The sequence below is a fragment of the Arthrobacter sp. UYP6 genome, from assembly GCF_040547315.1.
Classification (GTDB): domain Bacteria; phylum Actinomycetota; class Actinomycetes; order Actinomycetales; family Micrococcaceae; genus Arthrobacter_B.
This window is the reverse complement of the sequence record NZ_JBEPPM010000011.1, coordinates 26,257-43,892: the sequence shown is the minus strand read 5'-3', so window position 1 is coordinate 43,892 and position 17,636 is coordinate 26,257. Positions and strand designations below refer to the sequence as shown.

Annotated in this window: 17 protein-coding genes; 4 read left to right on the top strand and 13 right to left on the bottom strand. The window is 64.9% G+C overall.

What is annotated here, in order from left to right:
• Window positions 1-6: 6 nt before the first annotated feature.
• The 3 genes from pstA to pstS all read right to left on the bottom strand — a co-directional run bounded on the left by pstA (window position 7) and on the right by pstS (window position 3,384).
• Window positions 7-1,116, bottom strand: coding sequence for a phosphate ABC transporter permease PstA (gene pstA / locus ABIB35_RS10755; RefSeq protein WP_354181238.1), 1,110 nt, complete (start codon window positions 1,114-1,116; stop codon window positions 7-9).
• Entirely contained in the window at window positions 1,116-2,048 is a 933-nt protein-coding gene (gene pstC, locus ABIB35_RS10750) for a phosphate ABC transporter permease subunit PstC (protein WP_354181236.1), read from the bottom strand. The genes pstA and pstC overlap by 1 nt, the downstream gene beginning before the upstream one ends.
• Window positions 2,049-2,262: 214 nt before the next feature.
• Window positions 2,263-3,384, bottom strand: coding sequence for a phosphate ABC transporter substrate-binding protein PstS (gene pstS, locus ABIB35_RS10745; RefSeq protein WP_354181235.1), 1,122 nt, complete (start codon window positions 3,382-3,384; stop codon window positions 2,263-2,265).
• A gap of 254 nt (window positions 3,385-3,638) precedes the next feature.
• Here pstS and ABIB35_RS10740 point away from each other — a divergent pair, with 254 nt between their 5' ends.
• From ABIB35_RS10740 to disA, 3 genes are all read left to right on the top strand, one after another.
• Window positions 3,639-4,769, top strand: coding sequence for an FUSC family protein (locus ABIB35_RS10740; RefSeq protein WP_354181233.1), 1,131 nt, complete (start codon window positions 3,639-3,641; stop codon window positions 4,767-4,769).
• 56 nt (window positions 4,770-4,825) lie between these two features.
• Entirely contained in the window at window positions 4,826-6,193 is a 1,368-nt protein-coding gene (gene radA / locus ABIB35_RS10735; protein WP_354181231.1) for a DNA repair protein RadA, read from the top strand.
• 191 nt (window positions 6,194-6,384) lie between these two features.
• Entirely contained in the window at window positions 6,385-7,461 is a 1,077-nt protein-coding gene (disA, locus tag ABIB35_RS10730) for a DNA integrity scanning diadenylate cyclase DisA (protein ID WP_354181229.1), read from the top strand.
• A 26-nt stretch (window positions 7,462-7,487) separates the two neighbouring features.
• Here disA and ABIB35_RS10725 read toward each other — a convergent pair whose 3' ends face one another.
• Window positions 7,488-8,096, bottom strand: a complete 609-nt coding sequence (locus ABIB35_RS10725) for a hypothetical protein (protein WP_354181227.1) — start codon at window positions 8,094-8,096, stop codon at window positions 7,488-7,490.
• A gap of 185 nt (window positions 8,097-8,281) precedes the next feature.
• Here ABIB35_RS10725 and ABIB35_RS10720 point away from each other — a divergent pair, with 185 nt between their 5' ends.
• On the top strand, window positions 8,282-9,235 hold the full coding sequence (locus ABIB35_RS10720) for an iron-sulfur binding domain-containing protein (RefSeq protein ID WP_354181225.1): 954 nt from the start codon (window positions 8,282-8,284) through the stop codon (window positions 9,233-9,235).
• An 11-nt stretch (window positions 9,236-9,246) separates the two neighbouring features.
• Here ABIB35_RS10720 and dhaM read toward each other — a convergent pair whose 3' ends face one another.
• From dhaM to lysS, 9 genes are all read right to left on the bottom strand, one after another.
• Window positions 9,247-9,972: a dihydroxyacetone kinase phosphoryl donor subunit DhaM gene (dhaM, locus tag ABIB35_RS10715; RefSeq protein ID WP_354181223.1), complete on the bottom strand. Its 726-nt coding sequence runs from the start codon at window positions 9,970-9,972 to the stop codon at window positions 9,247-9,249.
• The gene (dhaL, locus tag ABIB35_RS10710; protein WP_354181221.1) at window positions 9,969-10,610 is read right to left on the bottom strand and encodes a dihydroxyacetone kinase subunit DhaL; all 642 of its coding nucleotides are present in this window, start codon (window positions 10,608-10,610) and stop codon (window positions 9,969-9,971) included. The genes dhaM and dhaL overlap by 4 nt, the downstream gene beginning before the upstream one ends.
• A gap of 2 nt (window positions 10,611-10,612) precedes the next feature.
• Window positions 10,613-11,611, bottom strand: a complete 999-nt coding sequence (dhaK, locus tag ABIB35_RS10705) for a dihydroxyacetone kinase subunit DhaK (protein WP_354181219.1) — start codon at window positions 11,609-11,611, stop codon at window positions 10,613-10,615.
• Between the two features lie 211 nt (window positions 11,612-11,822).
• On the bottom strand, window positions 11,823-11,999 hold the full coding sequence (locus ABIB35_RS10700; RefSeq protein WP_104159952.1) for a CsbD family protein: 177 nt from the start codon (window positions 11,997-11,999) through the stop codon (window positions 11,823-11,825).
• A 174-nt stretch (window positions 12,000-12,173) separates the two neighbouring features.
• Complete coding sequence (locus ABIB35_RS10695) at window positions 12,174-12,689, bottom strand: amino-acid N-acetyltransferase (protein WP_354181218.1); 516 nt, start codon at window positions 12,687-12,689, stop codon at window positions 12,174-12,176.
• Window positions 12,690-12,824: 135 nt separating this feature from the next.
• Window positions 12,825-15,332 carry an ATP-dependent Clp protease ATP-binding subunit gene (locus tag ABIB35_RS10690; protein ID WP_354181217.1) on the bottom strand — a complete coding sequence of 836 codons (2,508 nt, stop codon included), beginning with the start codon at window positions 15,330-15,332 and terminating at the stop codon, window positions 12,825-12,827.
• Between the two features lie 121 nt (window positions 15,333-15,453).
• Entirely contained in the window at window positions 15,454-15,780 is a 327-nt protein-coding gene (locus tag ABIB35_RS10685) for a histone-like nucleoid-structuring protein Lsr2 (RefSeq protein ID WP_354181215.1), read from the bottom strand.
• 96 nt (window positions 15,781-15,876) lie between these two features.
• Window positions 15,877-16,059 (bottom strand): hypothetical protein, encoded by a 183-nt coding sequence (locus ABIB35_RS10680; RefSeq protein WP_354181213.1) that lies wholly within the window; start codon window positions 16,057-16,059, stop codon window positions 15,877-15,879.
• A gap of 4 nt (window positions 16,060-16,063) precedes the next feature.
• Window positions 16,064-17,518: a lysine--tRNA ligase gene (gene lysS / locus ABIB35_RS10675; RefSeq protein ID WP_354181407.1), complete on the bottom strand. Its 1,455-nt coding sequence runs from the start codon at window positions 17,516-17,518 to the stop codon at window positions 16,064-16,066.
• Window positions 17,519-17,636 lie beyond the last annotated feature (118 nt).

Below are 17,636 nucleotides of genomic sequence, written 5' to 3'. Positions count from 1 at the left end.
CGCTGGTCAGCGTCCGGTCTTGGGCGCAAAGAGTCGGGCGATCAGGCGGGCACCGAGGTTCAGCAGCATCACCATGATGATCAGCAGCAGCGCCGCGGCCCAGGCACGCTGCGTGCTGGGATCGGTGTTGGTGGGCGAGGTGGGGCTCATGAGCTGCCGGTAAATGTAGGTGGGCAGGGTGGTCATCCAGCCCGCAAACACGTTCATGTTGATCGTATTGACAAAGCCTGCGGTCACCAGCAGCGGCGCGGTCTCGCCGATCACGCGGGCAATGGCCAGGGTGACGCCCGAGGCAATGCCGGAGATCGCCGTCGGCACCACCACCTTGAGGATGGTGCGCCACTTGCGCACGCCCAGCGCGTAGGCGGCCTCCCGCAGCTCATTCGGCACGATTTTGAGCATCTCCTCCGTGGAGCGCACCACCACCGGGATCATGAGGACGGAGAGGGCGACGGCGGCCACAAAGCCGGTGCGCACCCCCGGCCCAAAGACCAGGGCGAAGAAGGCGGCCGCGAACAGGCCGGCAACAATCGAGGGGATGCCGGTCATGACGTCCACAAAGAAGGTGATGGCCCGGGACAGCGGCCCGCCGTTGCTGTATTCGACGAGGTAGACGGCGGTTAGCAGGCCAATCGGTACGGAAATGATGGTGGCCCACAGGGTGATCAGCAGAGTACCCACAATGCCGTGGTAGGCCCCGCCCAGCACCGGCCCGCCGGTCTCCACACTGTTGTTGTCCACGGCGCCGGTCATCCCGCCCATGGACGTGAACAGGAAATCGGGGCTCAGGCCGGCCAGACCCTTGGACAGCACGGTGAAGATCACCGAGACCAGGGGAACCAGCGCCAGCAGGAAGGAGCCACAGATCAGATAGGTGGCCAGCCGGTCCGCTGCGCGCCGCTGGCCTTCAACGATTCCGGTCAGTGCGGTGGCTCCAAGCACAAAAATCACTGCGGTGAAAATGGTGAAGCTCGCGATGCCAAAGCCGATCAGCGCGGATAAAGCCGCACCCAGAATGAGTGCCGCGGCCAGAACCACCCACACCGCGTAACGCGGGAGGCGGTTTTTGGTCAGGGTTGCCGGCCGGCGGCTGAGGGTTTGCGTTTGCGTCTGCATCAGTTGGCTCCGGAGAATTCTTTATGGCGGCTGATGATCCAGCGCGCAATCACGTTCACGGCCAGGGTGATCAGGAACAGCACCAGACCGGCGGCAATCAGCTCGGACAGGCGCAGCCCGTACGCTTCGGGGAAGTTCAGGGCAATTTCCGCGGCGATCGTCTGGTTGCCCGGACGGATCAGGCTGGCGATCAGGCCGCCGGAGGAAAGCACCAGGGCTACGGCCATGGTTTCGCCCAGTGCGCGTCCCAGGCCCAGCATGACCGCGCTGATGACGCCAGGGCGGGCAAAGGGGAACACCGCCATCTTGATCATCTCCCAGCGGGTGGCACCCATGGCCAGGGCAGCTTCCTCGTGCAGCTTCGGGGTCTGAAGGAAGATTTCCCGGGTCAGGGAGGTGATGATGGGCAGCACCATGACTGAGAGGACAATCCCTGCTGTGAGCATGGTCTTCCCGGTCTGGCTGGCCGGTCCGGCGAAGATCGGGATCCAGCCGGCGTGTTCAGCCAGCCAGTTATAGGGGCCCACCAGGGCCGGTGCGAGCACCATCATGCCCCAGGCTCCGTAGACCACCGAGGGGATGGCCGCCAGCAGGTCAATGAGGTAGCCCAGGCTCTGGGCGATGCGGCGCGGCGCGTAGTGCGAGATGAAGAGCGCGACGCCGATGCCCACCGGCGTGGCAATCAGCAGGGCGATGGCCGCTGCAATGACGGTGCCAATGACCAGCGGCCAAATGTAGGTGAAGAAGCCCTCGCCGCCGCTGATGTCCGCGGAGTCCGCGGTGAACGTGGGCAGCGCCTGCCAGAGCAGGAACACCGCCACGGAAAACAGGACGAGAAGGATGAGGCAACCGGCCAGGAGCGTGATCCCGGAGAACACCTTGTCTCCTGCACGGCCGGCACCACCGGTGCCTTCTATGGACTTGCTGGACACTACACAACCCTTCGGTTCTTCACTGGCATCTACTTAAACACTTTACTGACCCTGAGTGGATCCCCCGTGCGGGATGGACCGGCCCGCCCCGCAGTTCCCCGTTCCCACTGTCCCACGCCCCCGCGCGGGCTGCGAGCAGACCTGGGGTGCGTTCGGCTCGGCCATCCGGGACTACGCCGCCCCGGGTCCTGCCGTGCCGAACACACGCATGCGCCTACTTCGAGACGCTGATGCCCTCCAGCGCGGTCACTGCTTTGCCGCGAAGCGCCTCGGAAAGCGGAGCGCTGCCCGCAGCCTCCGCGGCGGTTGCCTGGCCTTCCTCACTGACCACGTAGTCGCCGAAAGCCCGTACCAGGTCAACGGTTTCCTGGTCTTCATAGGTGGTGCACCAGACGTGGTAGGAAACCAGGACCAGCGGGTAGGCGCCTGACTCGGCGGTATCCCGGTCCAGGTCCATGGCCAGGTCACCGGCCGGCCTGCCTTCGCCGGTGACCGGTGTGGATGCTTCCACAGCCTTGGCTGCAGCTTCCGCGCTGAGCGGCACATAGTCCTCACCCACCTTGACCCTGACCGTGCCCAGGTCTCCCGCAGCCGAAGCGTCGGCGTAGGTGATGGCACCTTCGGTGGAGGTGACCAGGGAAACCACTCCGCCGGTGCCGGAGGCGTTTTCTCCGTTGCCGATGGTAGCCGGCCATTCGCCGGAGGCCTTCTCCGTCCAGACCTCGGGAACCACGGCTGAGAGGTACTCGGTGAAATTCTTGGTGGTGCCGGACTCGTCGCCGCGGTGCACAACGGTGATCGCGGAATCGGGCAGCTCCGCGTCCGGGTTCGCCCCGGCGATGGCGGGATCGTTCCAGGCGGTAATCTCGCCGCGGAAAATCTTCGCGATGGTTGCGGCATCCATATTCAGGCTGTCCACCCCGGGCAGGTTGAAGGCCACGGCGATGGGGGAAATATAGGCCGGGATATGAAGTGCTCCGTCCGGGCCGCAGGTTTCCGCTGCAGCGGCGGCTTCCTCATCATCCAGATACGAGTCGGACCCGGCGAACTGGACACCTCCGGCCAGCAGTGCCTTCCGTCCGGCCCCGGACCCGTCCGGGGAGTACTGGACGGCTGTGTCCGGGTTGGCCGCGGTGAAACCGGCAATCCAGGCCTGCATGGCCGAGTCCTGGGATGAGGCGCCGGACCCGGAAAGCGTGCCCGTGAGGGTGCTCTCCGCTGACGACGGCGTGCTGCCGCCGGCCGGAGTGGTTGCGCTGTCGCTGCCGCACGCCGACAAGGCGAGCGCGGCGACTGACAGCAGGGCGGCTGAACGGACTATACGAATTACCGACACGTGTGGCCCCTTTCAAGGGCTCGAATTCCGTGGAGCAGGCGAACCGGCACTCATCCGGTTTGCCGGGGCGTCTTTGCGTCCCTTCACAGATGGTGGCCGGGGAAGGTTAACGAAAGGTGAACGGTGCAGAGCGCCGGAGAAAACTCTGGATATCTGCGCAGGTCCCCGGACCGCTGCCCGGTTGTGGACATCAAACGGGCGTCACAGACTCCCCCGGATGGAGAGGCGGGGCACGGGGCACCTAGACTGTTGGCATGCCCCCACGCGACCGCCTAGCCCGAAGCCGGGGTTTCCTGCGCAACCGGGTCAGGGTGGGGCTGCGCCGCAGCCGCGATTCCATCTTCCCCGCCCTGCAGATGACCATCTGCGCTGTGGGCGCGTATGGCTTTGCCGAGTACGTCCTGGGCCATCAGGGCCCGCTCTTCGCCGCCACCGCCGCGCTGATCTCGCTGGGATTCTCCCGGGAACCCCGCACCCGCCGGGTGCTGGAGGTGGGCATCGGCTGCACCCTGGGCATCACCGTGGGCGAAATCCTGCTGCATGTGCTGGGCACCGGTCTGTGGCAGGCCGCCGTCGTCCTCTTTCTATCCGTGATGCTGGCGCGCTTTTTGGACCGGGGTGTCATTTTCACTACCCAGCTGGGCCTGCAGTCACTGCTGGTGGTCCTGCTGCCGGCGCCCGACGGCGGGGTGTTCACCCGCAGCGTCGATGCCATTGTGGGCGGACTCTTTGCGCTGCTGGTGACCATGCTTGCGCCGCGGGACCCGCGCCGGGAACCCAAGTCCAATGTCCGCGACCTGCTGCATGAGCTGTCCGCAGTGCTGCGCCAGTGTGCCGAAGCGGTGGCCAAGAGCGATTCCACCATTGCGTGGCACGCCCTGGTGCGGGCGCGCAATACGCAGCCCCAGCTTGATTTGCTGACCCGCAGCGTGCGGGACGCCCGGGAGATCGCCCGAATTTCCCCTGCATACCGGCGTCACCTGGCCGAACTCGGGGACCTGCGCGGATCCATCGGCTATCTGGACCTGGCCGTGCGCAACAGCCGGGTTTTCGCCCGTCGCACCACCTCTGTCATCAACCACGCATCGCTGGAAGACACCGCCATTGAGCGCGTCACCGAAGTTGTGAACGACACTGCGGATGCCGTGGACATCCTCGCCCGCGCCCTGGCCGGCGGGGAATCTGCCGGAACCCGCGAAAAACACCTGCGGCAGGCCCGCAAAGAGCTGGCTCTGGTCGGCGAACAGCTGAACCCCGGCGCGCTGGGTATCACCGATATTCAGGGCGATGCCCTGATTATGCTTTTCCGGCCCCTGGTGGTGGACCTGCTCGAGTCCACCGGCCTTTCCCATGAGGAAGCCGTGAGCTACCTCTCGGATTTGTAGCCCCGGCCAGTCTGCCTCAGCGCGGGAGTGTCGGCGCGGCGGGATAGCCTGTTTTCATGGCCACCAAGACTACCCGCGCAAAAACCGCCAACTACCGCTGCGCCGAGTGCGGCTGGACCACAGCCAAATGGGTGGGCCGCTGCGGCGAGTGCCAGGCCTGGGGCACCGTGGAGGAAGCGGGCGAGGTCATTGCCCGCACCACCGCTGCAGCCACTGTGGCCCGTCCGGCCCAGCGCATCGCCGACGTCGATGCCACCACGGCCGCTTACCAGCCCACCGGCGTGAATGAGCTGGACCGAGTCCTGGGCGGCGGATTGGTTCCGGGGGCGGTCATCCTGCTCGCCGGGGAACCCGGCGTCGGCAAGTCCACGCTGCTGCTGGACGTGGCCGCCAAGGTGGGAAACCTTGGCCGGGAGGTCCTGTACGTCACCGGTGAGGAATCCACAGCGCAGGTGAAACTGCGTGCCGAGCGCATCGGCGCGGTGTCGGATTTCCTGTACCTGAGCGCGGAGACGGACCTGGGCCAGGCCCTGGGCCAGGTGGAGCAGGTCAAACCCGCACTCCTCATTGTCGATTCGGTGCAGACGCTGAGCAGCTCGGCGGTGGACGGAAGCGCTGGCGGAGTCAGCCAGGTGCGGGAGGTGGCAGCCTCCCTGATCGCCGCCGCGAAAAGCCGGAACATGACCACGCTGCTGGTGGGACATGTCACCAAGGACGGTTCCATTGCCGGCCCGCGGCTGCTGGAACACCTTGTGGACGTGGTCTGCCAGTTCGACGGCGACCGCCACTCCAGGCTGCGCCTGCTGCGGGCCGTGAAGAACCGCTACGGCCCCACTGACGAAGTGGGCTGCTTCGACCTGACCGAAGAGGGAATCGAGGGCCTCGCGGATCCGTCCGGACTGTTTATGTCCCGGACCAAGGAACCGGTGTCAGGAACTTGCATAACGGTCACCTTGGAAGGAAAACGGCCGCTGGTCGCCGAAGTGCAGGCCCTGCTGGCCGAAACCAATAATGCCCAGGCCCGGCGTGCCACCAGCGGACTGGATTCCTCCCGGGTTGCCATGCTGCTGGCCGTGCTGCAGCAGCGGGCGTCTATGAACCTGGCCAAGGATGACAGCTACGTTGCCACCGTTGGCGGGGTCAAGCTCAGCGAACCGGCCACCGACCTGGCTGTAGCCCTTGCCGTGGCCTCCGCCAAAATGAACAAGCCGCTCCCTGCGCAGCTCATTGCCTTCGGCGAAGTCGGCCTGGCCGGAGAGGTCCGGCCGATCCCCGGCATCGCCCGGCGCATCCAGGAGGCGGAGCGGCTCGGCTTCACGCACGCGGTGGTTCCGGCGTCCCCCAATGGCCCAGTGGCGGTTCCGGCCGGTTTCCGGGTCCGGGAGGTGTCCACCCTGACGGAGGCCCTGGAGCTCCTGTTCTGAGAGTCCGGCTGAGTCAGGGGTCTTAGCGCGTCGTTCCAACGGCACGGAACGCCGCCGCACACGGCACCAATCTGGGCTTCGGGCACCACAAAAGTGGCCATTGTGCCCTGCCGGACCACTACTATAGGGAAAGTGTCTGTGCATCGCCCGCCCAGAACGCCCGTGGGCCCGATGGCCGGAAGGAAATGACCATGGCACGCAGTCCAGAAGATTCCCTGAAGGCCACCCTGGCCCGGGTAGCCCCCGGAACGGAGCTCCGCGACGGCCTGGAACGCATCCTGCGCGGCCGGACCGGCGCCCTGATTGTCCTGGGCTTCGACCGCACCGTGGATTCCATCTGCTCCGGCGGGTTCGACATCGGTATTGATTTCTCTCCCACGCGCCTGCGGGAGTTGGCCAAGATGGACGGTGCCATTGTCTGCGACAAGGATGCCAAGTCCATTCTGCGGGCCGCGGTGCAGCTGGTTCCGGACCACACCATCGAGACGCATGAATCCGGCACCCGGCACCGCACGGCGGAACGCGTAGCCATAGAAACGGGCTTTCCCGTCATCTCGGTCAGCCAGTCCATGCAGATTATCCAGCTGTACGTAGGCGGCCTGCGCCACGTCCTGGAAGGATCCGAGCCCGTACTGGCCCGCGCCAACCAGGCACTGGCCACCCTGGAACGCTACCGGGCGCGTCTGGACCAGGTCACCAATTCCCTGTCCGCCCTGGAAATCGAAGCCATGGTCACCGTCCGCGATGTGGCCGTCACACTGCAGCGCCAGGAGATGGTCCGCCGCATCTCAGAAGAGATCTCGCAGTACGTTCTCGAGCTCGGCGTGGATGGCCGGCTGCTGTCCCTGCAGCTTGAGGAACTCACTGCCGGGCTGGGCCCGGGCAGCGAGATGATCGTCCGGGACTACGCAGATCTCCAGGACGGAAGCCAGCGGCCCGAGGACCAGGTGGCCACGCTGCAGAACCTCAGCGCCTCGGACATGGTCGACCTGGGGAAGATTGCCGCGGTTGTGGGATTCCAGCCGGGCCAGGACTCCCTGGAAGCCGTGGTCCAGCCGCGCGGCTACCGGCTGCTGAGTAACATCAAGTCCGTCCCGCCGGCGGTCTCCAACCGTCTGGTGGACCACTTTGGCGGGCTGCAGAACCTGATGGCCGCCAATATCGATGACCTGATGACGGTGGACGGCATCGGCGAGCAGCGTGCCCGCACGGTGCGTGAAGGACTGTCCCGCATCGCGGAGACCAGCCTCCTTGACCGCTTTATGTAAGCGGCTGCAGGTAACTGCCTGTTCCGCTACTCAAGCTCGAAGGTGGTTCGCTCACTGCTGATATCTCCCAGCCGGGCAGTAAACATATAGGTTCCCGGGTTCGGGTTGCTGGGGACCTCGGCGCAGCCGGGCGCCGAACGCTGACGCTCCCAGGTGAACTTGGCCGTCTCGACGCTATTGGGCTTGATGGTCTTCAGCAGGTCCTCACCTGCCTGCTGGCAGTCAGCTGAGGAAAAGATGCGGTCTGAGCCGCTGGTCACGATGAACTCCATTTGGCTGGTCCCCACGTTGACGTCGCAGGGCTCAGTTCCGGTATTAGTGACCGTCAGCGTCAGCACCGGCGTAATCCCGGCCGTGTAGCTCAGCGAATCAGTGGTGGCGCTGACTCCCACCGATCCGGCGGGGCACAGAGCAGGAGCCGCAGCAGACCCATCGTCGGGTTTGGCTGTTGCCCCGGGTGCGGAAGCCTGAGGAGCGGGATCTGCAGCAGGGTCCTTACCGGTGGCGTTCTCCGCGCCGGGCACCTTGCTGTCCGGCCCGGGAATGGTGGCTTCCGTTCCGGTGTCGGAGGCGGCGGCATCCTCGCCCCGAAGCCAGTTCGCCACGGACACAATGCCCGCGATAACACCGATCACAACCAGCAGCGCAAGGACTCCGGCAACAATTCTGCGTCGCCGGTAAACAGCAGGACTGGGGCGCCCTGGTGCCCGATTCGATGATCCATTCCCAACCATGTCTTAAGGCTAGGTACCCGGCTCCGGATTACCTGCCGCACCACGCCGGTCAGTAGAGTATTGCTGGTCATAACGAGGGAGATTGCATGGAACCGGACCTGCAGCAGGCAGCACAGCTGCATACGGAGATCATCAGCTGGTTCACGGACAACGCGCGTGATCTTCCGTGGCGGCAGCGCGAATGCAGCCCGTGGGGAGTGTTCGTCAGCGAAATCATGCTGCAGCAGACGCCGGTGGTCCGGGTCCTGCCGGTGTGGGAAGAGTGGATGCAGCGCTGGCCCACTCCCGCCGCGCTGGCCGCCGAGCCCAGCGGCGAGGCGGTGCGGGCCTGGGGGCGGCTGGGATATCCCCGGCGGGCGCTGCGGCTGCACGCGGCGGCAACGGCCATGACCGCCCATTTTGACGGCTCCGTTCCCGGCACCCACGCCGAGCTCCTGACTCTTCCCGGCGTGGGTAACTACACCGCAGCCGCGGTGGCTTCCTTTGCCTTCGGCCGCCGGGAAACGGTGGTGGACACCAACATCCGCCGGGTCCACGCGCGCGCCCTGAGCGGGAAGGCCCTGCCGGCACCGGCCCTGAATGCCGCCGAGATGCGCCTGGCGGTAGCGCTGTTGCCGGACGACGACGCCGCCTCCGTTGCCTGGAACGCCTCCGTGATGGAACTGGGCGCCCTGGTCTGCACGGCGCGCTCCCCCAAATGCGAAGCCTGCCCCGTGCGCCGGCGCTGCGCCTGGGTGGCCGCCGGGAAGCCCGCTCCCGAGTATGTGCCCAAGGGCCAGGCCTGGGCCGGCACAGACCGTCAGGTTCGCGGCGCGGTCATGGCCGTGCTGCGCCATTCCCGGGGGCCGGTGCTCCGCAGTCTCCTGTTGGGTCCTTCGGATTTTGTGGCAGCCGACGCGGATCAAGATCCGGATCTGGCCGCGCTGGCCAAGCTGCACGCTCTGCAGGCACCCGCGGCGCAGCTTGAACGGGCGCTGGCCGGGCTGCTGGCGGACAAACTCGCCGAGGAGAACGACGGCGGCCTGCAGCTTCCAGCCTGAGGGGGTTGCCGCTAGATCTCCCCGAAACCGTTGCGGACTTCCAGGGCCATCATCTCCACTGCACGGGCAGCGTCGGGGCCGCGTGCCGTCAGGGTCAAGGTCTGGCCCTGCCCCAGGCCCAGCGTCATCAGCATCATGACGGATTTGGCGTCCACTCCGTTGATGCGGATCTCTGCGTCCAGATCGGACATTGCCTGTGCCACGGCGGCGGCGGGGCGGGCATGCAGTCCAGCCGGGTTGATCAGCTCCCACGAGCCGGTGTGGACCCCGTCGTCGGCGGGATCGAGGTCATCCTCCATCCCGTCATCGGAATCTCCCGCCGCCTCCGCTGACGCAGCAGCGCCGGCCGGAGCCGGAAGGTGCCCGGCCGCCTCGGCTTCCTGCAGCACGGCCACCAATGCCCTGCCGCTCTGGGCGGCAACGGCCGCGGCCACTGCCCCTTCGACCAGCGGCGCATCCGCCAGCCGAACGCGGGCACGCTGCTCGTCATCGAGGAATTCCACGGCGGTTTCGGCGGTCATCACGGCAGAGCCAAGATCAGCGAGCAACAGTGCGCCCTCGCCGGAGTCGGCTTCGGCAATGGCGGCGGAGATCTTCTCCAGGCTGGTTCCGATGCCGCCGTCGTCGGTGCCGCCGGCCGGCACGATCCTCACGTCGCGGGCCATCTGTGCGGCCAGCTCCCGGACCCCTTCCGCCAACTTGGCGCTGTGGGAAACAATTACCAATCCAACACTCATGCGTCTGCTTTCGCCGTTTGTGCTGCGGCCTGCAGGATCAGGACGGTGGAGGCTGCGCCCGGATCCAGGTGCCCGGCGCTGCGCTCACCGAGATAGCTGGCCCTGCCCTTGCGGGCGATCAGCGGTTCGGTGCCCGCCAGCCCCGCGTCGGCGCCGTTGGCCGCTGCAGCCAGCACCTCGGCCGGCCCAGCCTGCGCCGCCGCAGCCGTGGCTGCGGCCTCAACCGCCGGCGTCCAGGCATCCACCATGGTCTTGTCGCCGATTTCCGCTTTGCCGCGCGCCACAATCCCGTCCCGCGCCGCCGTGAGGACAGCCACCACAGCTGCAGGGTCCAGCTCCGGTGCCGGCCCTGCGGCGGTAGAGGCCCGCAGGAAAGCCGTTCCGTACAGCGGCCCGGCCGCGCCGCCCACCTTCGACATCAGGGTCATGGCGGCAAGCTTCAGGACGTCGCTCGGAGTCTGGGGGATTCCGTCCGTATCCAGCTTCTGAACCACTGCCGAGAAGCCCCGGTCCATGTTCTCGCCGTGGTCTGCGTCGCCGATGTCCCGGTCCAGGTCAATCAGGCGCTGCCGGTTTTCCGCCATGGCGGCGGCGCTGGCCCGCATCCAGTCAGCTGCCCATGCTGCATCCAAAGCCATGCTCATACTCCCCATCGCAGGGCCGGCGTGTTCACCGGCGAGTCCCAGAGCTCAGTCATTTCCTCATCCAGCCGCAGAACCGTGACCGAAGCGCCCTGCATGTCCAGGGCGGTGATGTAGTTTCCCACCAGCGACCGTTCCACGCGGATGCCGCGTTCGGCCAACACCTCGGCAGCCCGGCGGTACATAATGTAGAGCTCGCTCAGCGGGGTTCCGCCCATGCCGTTGACGAACAAAAGCACCGGCTCCTCAGACAAATCGCCCAGATCCTTCAACACCGGCTCCAGCAGCTGGTCAGTGATGCTGTCCGCAGTAGCCATGGGCATCCGGCGCCGGCCGGGTTCGCCGTGGATCCCCACGCCCAGCTCGATCTCATTGTCCGCCAGGGTAAAGCTTGGTTCTCCGGCGTGCGGAACCGTGCACGGCGCCAGCGCCACTCCCATGGATCGCACATGAGCGTTGACCTTTTCAGCCACCGCGGCCACCTGCTCCAGGGTGTCGCCCCGTTCCGCTGCGCCGCCGGCAATCCGCTCAAGAAGGACAGTCCCGGCCACTCCTCGGCGGCCCGCCGTATACAGCGAATCCTCCACCGCGACGTCGTCGTTCACCACCACCGTGGCAACGTTGATGCCTTCTGCCTGTGCCAGTTCAGCCGCGGTCTCGAAGTTCAGGATGTCCCCGGTGTAATTCTTGACGATCAGCAGCACCCCGGCTCCGGTATCGGTTTCAGTAATGGCCGGGAGGATCTGATCCGGTGTGGGAGAAGTGAACACCGCCCCGGGCACCGCGGCGTCCAGCATGCCGTACCCCACGTATCCGCCGTGCAGCGGTTCGTGGCCGCTGCCGCCGCCGGACACCAGGGACACTTTGCCCCGCGATGGTTCCCGCCGCAGCACGAGGTCAGGATCGGTATGCACACGAACCAGTTGCTGGTGGGCCATCCCGAACCCGGCGAGGGACTCGGAGACAACCCTGCGCGGGTCATTGATAAGCTTCTTCATCTTTGAGCAGCTCCTTCAGCGCAACGGGCCCCCGCAGGCGCAGTGCGGCTGCCGGGCCGGAACATGGATCAGACGATGTTTGCGATTCGCCTCTGACCCTACCCCCGTCCGGGTCCGCTGGACAGGCCGCGCTGAGGGGCCCGCATTAAACAGCTGAGGGAGGGGCAGCATGCCCCTCCCTCAGCTTCTCAGGACTTACTGCCCTTGAGTCTTACTTGCCCTTGAAAGCATCCTTGATGTTCTCGCCGGCCTGCTTGGCACTACCCTTGGCCTGGTCGCCGTGTCCTTCGGCTTCCATGCTCTCGTTGCCGGTGGCTTTTCCGAGGCCTTCCTTGACCTTGCCGCCAAGCTTCTCGGCTGAATTCTGCACCTTGTCATCTGCGCCCATAAGTGGATCCCGCTTTCTGATCGTGGTCCGGCCGGCAGATGCACTGCCGGGGCTCCGAACCGTGGATGATGCTAAGTACACTGAGCTTATCCATGTGAAGTGGCAAAAGGCCAGTCGATGCGCGCTGTTCACCTATTCGCGAACACGGCGGCCGGCTTTGTAGCCCGGGAAACGCTAGAGCGTCCGGATCATTCGCGTATTGCCCAGCGTATTGGGCTTGACCCGGGCCAGGTCCAGGAACTCCGCCACGCCCTCGTCGTGGGAGCGCAGCAGCTCGGAGTAGACCTCCGGATCCACAGCCGACTGGTTGGCCATCACGCCAAAACCGTGGCGGCGGAAGAACTCCACTTCGAAGGTCAGGCAGAAGACCCGCTTCACGCCGATATCGGAAGCATCTGCCAGCAGGGCCTCCAGCAGCGTGTGGCCGACTCCCCGTCCGCGCCACCGGCTGTCCGTGGCCAGGGTCCGTACCTCGGCGAGGTCTTCCCACATTACGTGCAGGGCGCCGCAGCCAACCACCTGACCCTCGGGACCTTCGGCGATGCGGAACTCCTGCAGCCCTTCGTAGTAGGCAACCGCCTCCTTAGCCACCAGGATGCGCTCGTCGGCCAGCGGTGCCACGAGGGACCTGATCAGTGGCACATCGGAGGTACGGGCACGGCGGACAGTGATGGTGGTCGCGGAAGTCACCGGCCCAGTCTAGGACCGCCAGGTCCCCGGGCGGAAAATACCGTTCCCCCGGATGACGCAGGAGCGATCCCTGAAAGGCGAAAGGACCCGGCGGGCTGCATGCCCGCCGGGTCCTTCCTTCAAGCAGTGTGGCGGTTAGTCGCCGACGCCGGCCTCAATCGCCGAGGGAGCTTCCTCGATGGCCTTTGGCGCACCGTGACCCACGAACGTGAAGACGGCGTCGTCTCCTTCGCCCTCCACATCCACGGACACCAGCTCGCCGGGCTTCAGATCCCCGAACAGGATCTTCTCGGAAAGCTGATCCTCGATCTCGCGCTGGATGGTCCGGCGCAGCGGCCGGGCGCCCATGGCGGGATCGTAGCCCCGGGTGGCCAGGAGAACCTTGGCCGCGGGGGTCAGCTCGATGGTCATGCCCTTGTCTGCCAGGCGCTTGCCCAGTCGTTCCAGGAACAGGTCCACGATCTGGACAATCTCATCCTGTGTGAGCTGCGGGAAGACCACCGTGTCATCAACACGGTTCAGGAACTCGGGACGGAAGTGCTGGCGCAGTTCCTCCGTGACCCGGGCCCGCATCCGGTCGTAGCCGGTCTTGGTGTCCGTGCCGGACTGGAAGCCGGTGGAGACACTCTTGGAAATGTCCCTGGTACCCAGGTTGGTGGTCATGATGATGATGGTGTTCTTGAAGTCCACCACCCGGCCCTGGCTGTCCGTCAGGCGGCCGTCTTCCAGGATCTGCAGCAGCGAGTTGAACAGGTCCGCGTGGGCCTTTTCCACCTCGTCGAACAGCACCACGGAGAACGGACGGCGGCGGACCTTCTCGGTCAGCTGCCCGCCTTCTTCGTAGCCAACGTAGCCCGGAGGGGCACCGAAGAGCCGGGAAACAGTGTGCTTCTCGGAGTATTCGGACATATCCAGGGTGATCAGTGCCTCTTCGTCTCCGAAGAGGAATTCCGCCAGCGCCTTGGCGAGCTCCGTCTTACCCACGCCGGTGGGGCCGGCAAAGATGAAGGAACCGCCCGGACGCTTGGGGTCCTTAAGCCCGGCACGCGTACGGCGCATGGCCTGCGAGATGGACTTGATGGCCTGGTCCTGACCGATGACGCGCTTGTGCAGCTCGTCTTCCATCTTGAGCAGGCGCGTGGATTCTTCTTCGTTGAGCTTGACCACGGGAATCCCGGTGGAATTGGCCAGCACCTCGGCGATGAGCTCCTCATCAACCTCGGCGATGTCATCCAGTCCCCCGGACTTCCACTGGCGTTCCTTTTCGGCCCGCTGGTCATGGAGCTTCTGCTCCTTGTCCCGCAGGTTGGCGGCGCCTTCGAAGTCCTGGGAATCGATGGCCGATTCCTTTTCCAGCTTCAGCGCAGAGATCCGCTCGTCGATTTCCTTGAGCTCCGGCGGCGCAGTCATACGCCGGATCCGTAGCCGGGCACCGGCTTCATCGATCAGGTCAATGGCCTTGTCCGGGAGGAAGCGGTCGCTGATGTAACGCTCGGCCAGGGTGGCGGCCGAGGTCAGCGCGGCGTCCGTGATGGACACGCGGTGGTGTGCTTCGTAGCGGTCCCGGAGGCCCTTCAGGATCTCGATGGAGTGTGCAACGGAAGGCTCCTTCACCTGGATCGGCTGGAAACGCCGCTCCAGGGCTGCATCCTTCTCGATGTGCTTGCGGTACTCATCCAGGGTGGTGGCACCGATGGTCTGCAGTTCTCCGCGGGCCAGCATCGGCTTCAGGATGGAAGCTGCGTCGATGGCACCTTCGGCGGCACCGGCGCCCACAAGGGTGTGGATCTCATCGATGAAGAGGATGATGTCGCCGCGGGTGCGGATTTCCTTGAGGACCTTTTTTAGCCGTTCCTCGAAGTCACCACGGTAACGGGAGCCGGCGACTAGTGAACCCAGATCAAGGGTGTACAGCTGCTTGTCGCGGATCGTTTCCGGAACATCGCCGCGGACAATGGCCTGGGCCAGCCCTTCAACGACTGCGGTCTTGCCGACACCGGGCTCACCAATGAGAACAGGGTTGTTCTTGGTGCGGCGGGACAGGACCTGCATGACCCGTTCCATCTCATGCTCTCGCCCGATGACGGGATCCAGCTTGGATTCACGTGCAGCCTGTGTCAGGTTGCGCCCAAACTGGTCCAGGACCACCGAGCCGGCCGGCTGGCCTTCCTGCTGCTGGCCGCCGGAACTGACCGGCTCCTTGCCCTGGTAACCGGAGAGCAGCTGGATAACCTGCTGGCGCACCCGGTTAAGGTCCGCCCCAAGCTTGACGAGGACCTGAGCGGCCACGCCTTCGCCTTCACGGATCAGGCCGAGCAGAATGTGCTCGGTGCCGATGTAGTTGTGGCCAAGCTGCAGAGCCTCCCGGAGGGAAAGTTCCAGGACCTTCTTGGCGCGGGGGGTGAAGGGGATGTGACCGGACGGGGCCTGCTGGCCCTGCCCGATGATCTCCTGCACCTGCTCACGCACGGCACCGAGTGAAATACTCAGGGATTCAAGGGCCTTAGCTGCGACACCTTCGCCCTCATGAATGAGCCCGAGCAGGATGTGCTCGGTGCCGATGTAGTTGTGGTTGAGCATGCGAGCCTCTTCTTGGGCAAGCACGACAACGCGACGGGCACGGTCGGTAAATCTTTCAAACATGAGGCACACTCCTAGCTAACGCGTAATTCGATGCTACGTGTCCTGCGCGTGCTTAAGGAGCGTGTTCGCCGTAGGCGTGAGAGCCGGCTCCGGATTGGATCCGGCCCCCCCTGCCCGGGCCTTAGCCCTGGGCAGCCCGGTAAGCCTCGATGATTTCACTGTTCACGCGTCCACGTTCCGAAACGGTGTACCCGTTGTTGCGGGCCCATTCGCGGATTTGTGCCGCCTCATTGCTGCGCGCAGAACCTGCGGCGCGGGGACGGCCGGTACGGCCGCCCACTTTGCGGCCCGCGTCAAGGTAAGGCTTCAGGGCCGCACGGAGATTCTTTGCATTGTCTTTGGACAGGTCGATCTCGTACTGGGATCCATCCAGACCGAACCGTACGGTCTCATCCGCACTTCCAGCATCGAGGTCATCGACCAGAATGATATTTACCTTTTGCGCCACGACAGGCTCCTAAGCAGTTAATCCGAAAAAAACGAGAATGAGACCACTTAGAGTATGACGCAATTTTGAATGCCCCGTCAAAGCGTAGTCAGAGATTTAATTACTTTCTTTTTCCGGGGCGTCACTACTTGTATCCCGATCTGCGGCCAGGGCGGCTTCTCGTTCCGCTTCCGCCAGAGCCTTTCGTTCCGAACGGTCCACATTCAGCAGCGCCTTCATCACAAAATAAAAGAGACCCGCAACACAGACTGAGGGCAGTAGGACTTCAATATATTCCATGGTTCTATCCCATTTCCGGCTTTAAGAGGGGGAACAATATTGTTTCCCGGATACCCGTGTTCGTGAAAAGCATCACAAGACGGTCAATTCCCAGCCCAATGCCGCCCATGGGCGGTGCTCCGTATTCAAGAGCACGCAGGAAGTCCTCGTCAAGAGCCATGGCTTCGTCGTCGCCGCCGGCAGCCATCAGGGACTGTGCGGTGAGACGCTCTCGCTGGATCACCGGGTCAATGAGCTCCGAGAAGGCAGTGCCCCGCTCCATGCCGCCAATGATGAGATCCCAGGCCTCAATGAGGCGCGGGTCGTTGCGGTTCGGACGGGCGAGCGGCTGAGCCGACGGCGGGTAGTCGTACACGAACGTGGGCTGGATCAGCGTGGGTTCAACAATTTCACCAAACAGTTCAACAACCAGCTTCTCCGCATCCCACTTCGGGTCCACCTTGACGGAATGCTTTTCAGCAATACCGCGCAGCGTCTGAAGATCAGTTTCCGGAGTGATCTCTGTTCCCACGGCCTCGGATAGTCCGGGGTAAACGGACATCCACTTCCACTCGCCATCCAGATCGATGGTTCCGGCTTCGGTCTCGATCTGGCGGCTGCCCACCAGATCGGCACAGTGCAGGATGATCTCCTTAATGCGGTCGGCCATCACATACTGGTCCGCATACGCCTCGTAGCATTCCAGTGTGGTGAATTCCGGGCTGTGCGTGGAGTCCACGCCCTCATTGCGGAAGATGCGCCCCAGCTCGAAGACCCGCTCAATGCCGCCCACAACCGCCCGCTTGAGATACAGCTCGGTGGCGATCCGCAGGGTCATCTTCTGGTCGAACGCATTCAGGTGCGTTTCGAACGGGCGCGCGGCGGCTCCGCCGTGAACCAGCTGCAGTATGGGAGTTTCCACTTCCACGTAACCGTGGTTGTGCAGCGTATCCCGGACGCCGCGGATAATGGCGGCGCGCTTGTACACCATGTCCCGCGCTTCCTCGCGGACCATCAGGTCCACGTAGCGCTGGCGGACGCGCGTCTCTTCGTTCAGCCCGGCGTGCAGCACGGGCAGCGGCCGCAGGGCCTTGGAGGCCATGGACCAGGAGTCGGCCATGACCGAGAGCTCGCCGCGGCGGGAGGAGATGACTTCGCCCCGGACAAACACGTGGTCGCCGAGGTCAACCAGCGCCTTCCAGTCCGCCAGGGACTCCTCACCAACCACGGCCAGGCTCAGCATGGCCTGTACGCGGGTGCCGTTTCCCTCCTGGAGGGTGGCGAAGCACAGCTTGCCGGTGTTGCGGATAAATACAACGCGGCCGGTAACGCCCACGGTCTCGCCGCTGGTTTCATCCGCTTTCAGGTGCCCAAACTTTTCCCGAATCTCTTTGAGCGAGTGCGTGCGTTCCACACCCACCGGGTAGGCCTCGCTGCCCCGGGCGATAAGCCGCGCCCGTTTTTCGGCGCGGATGCGCATCTGCTCGGAGGTGTCGGCTGCTTCGGGAACGGAGTTGGTTCCGGGAACAGAGGTGGATTCCGGAACAGAGTTTGATGTGGTCACACGCTTAAGTTTACAGAGCCGGGCGGCACGGCCT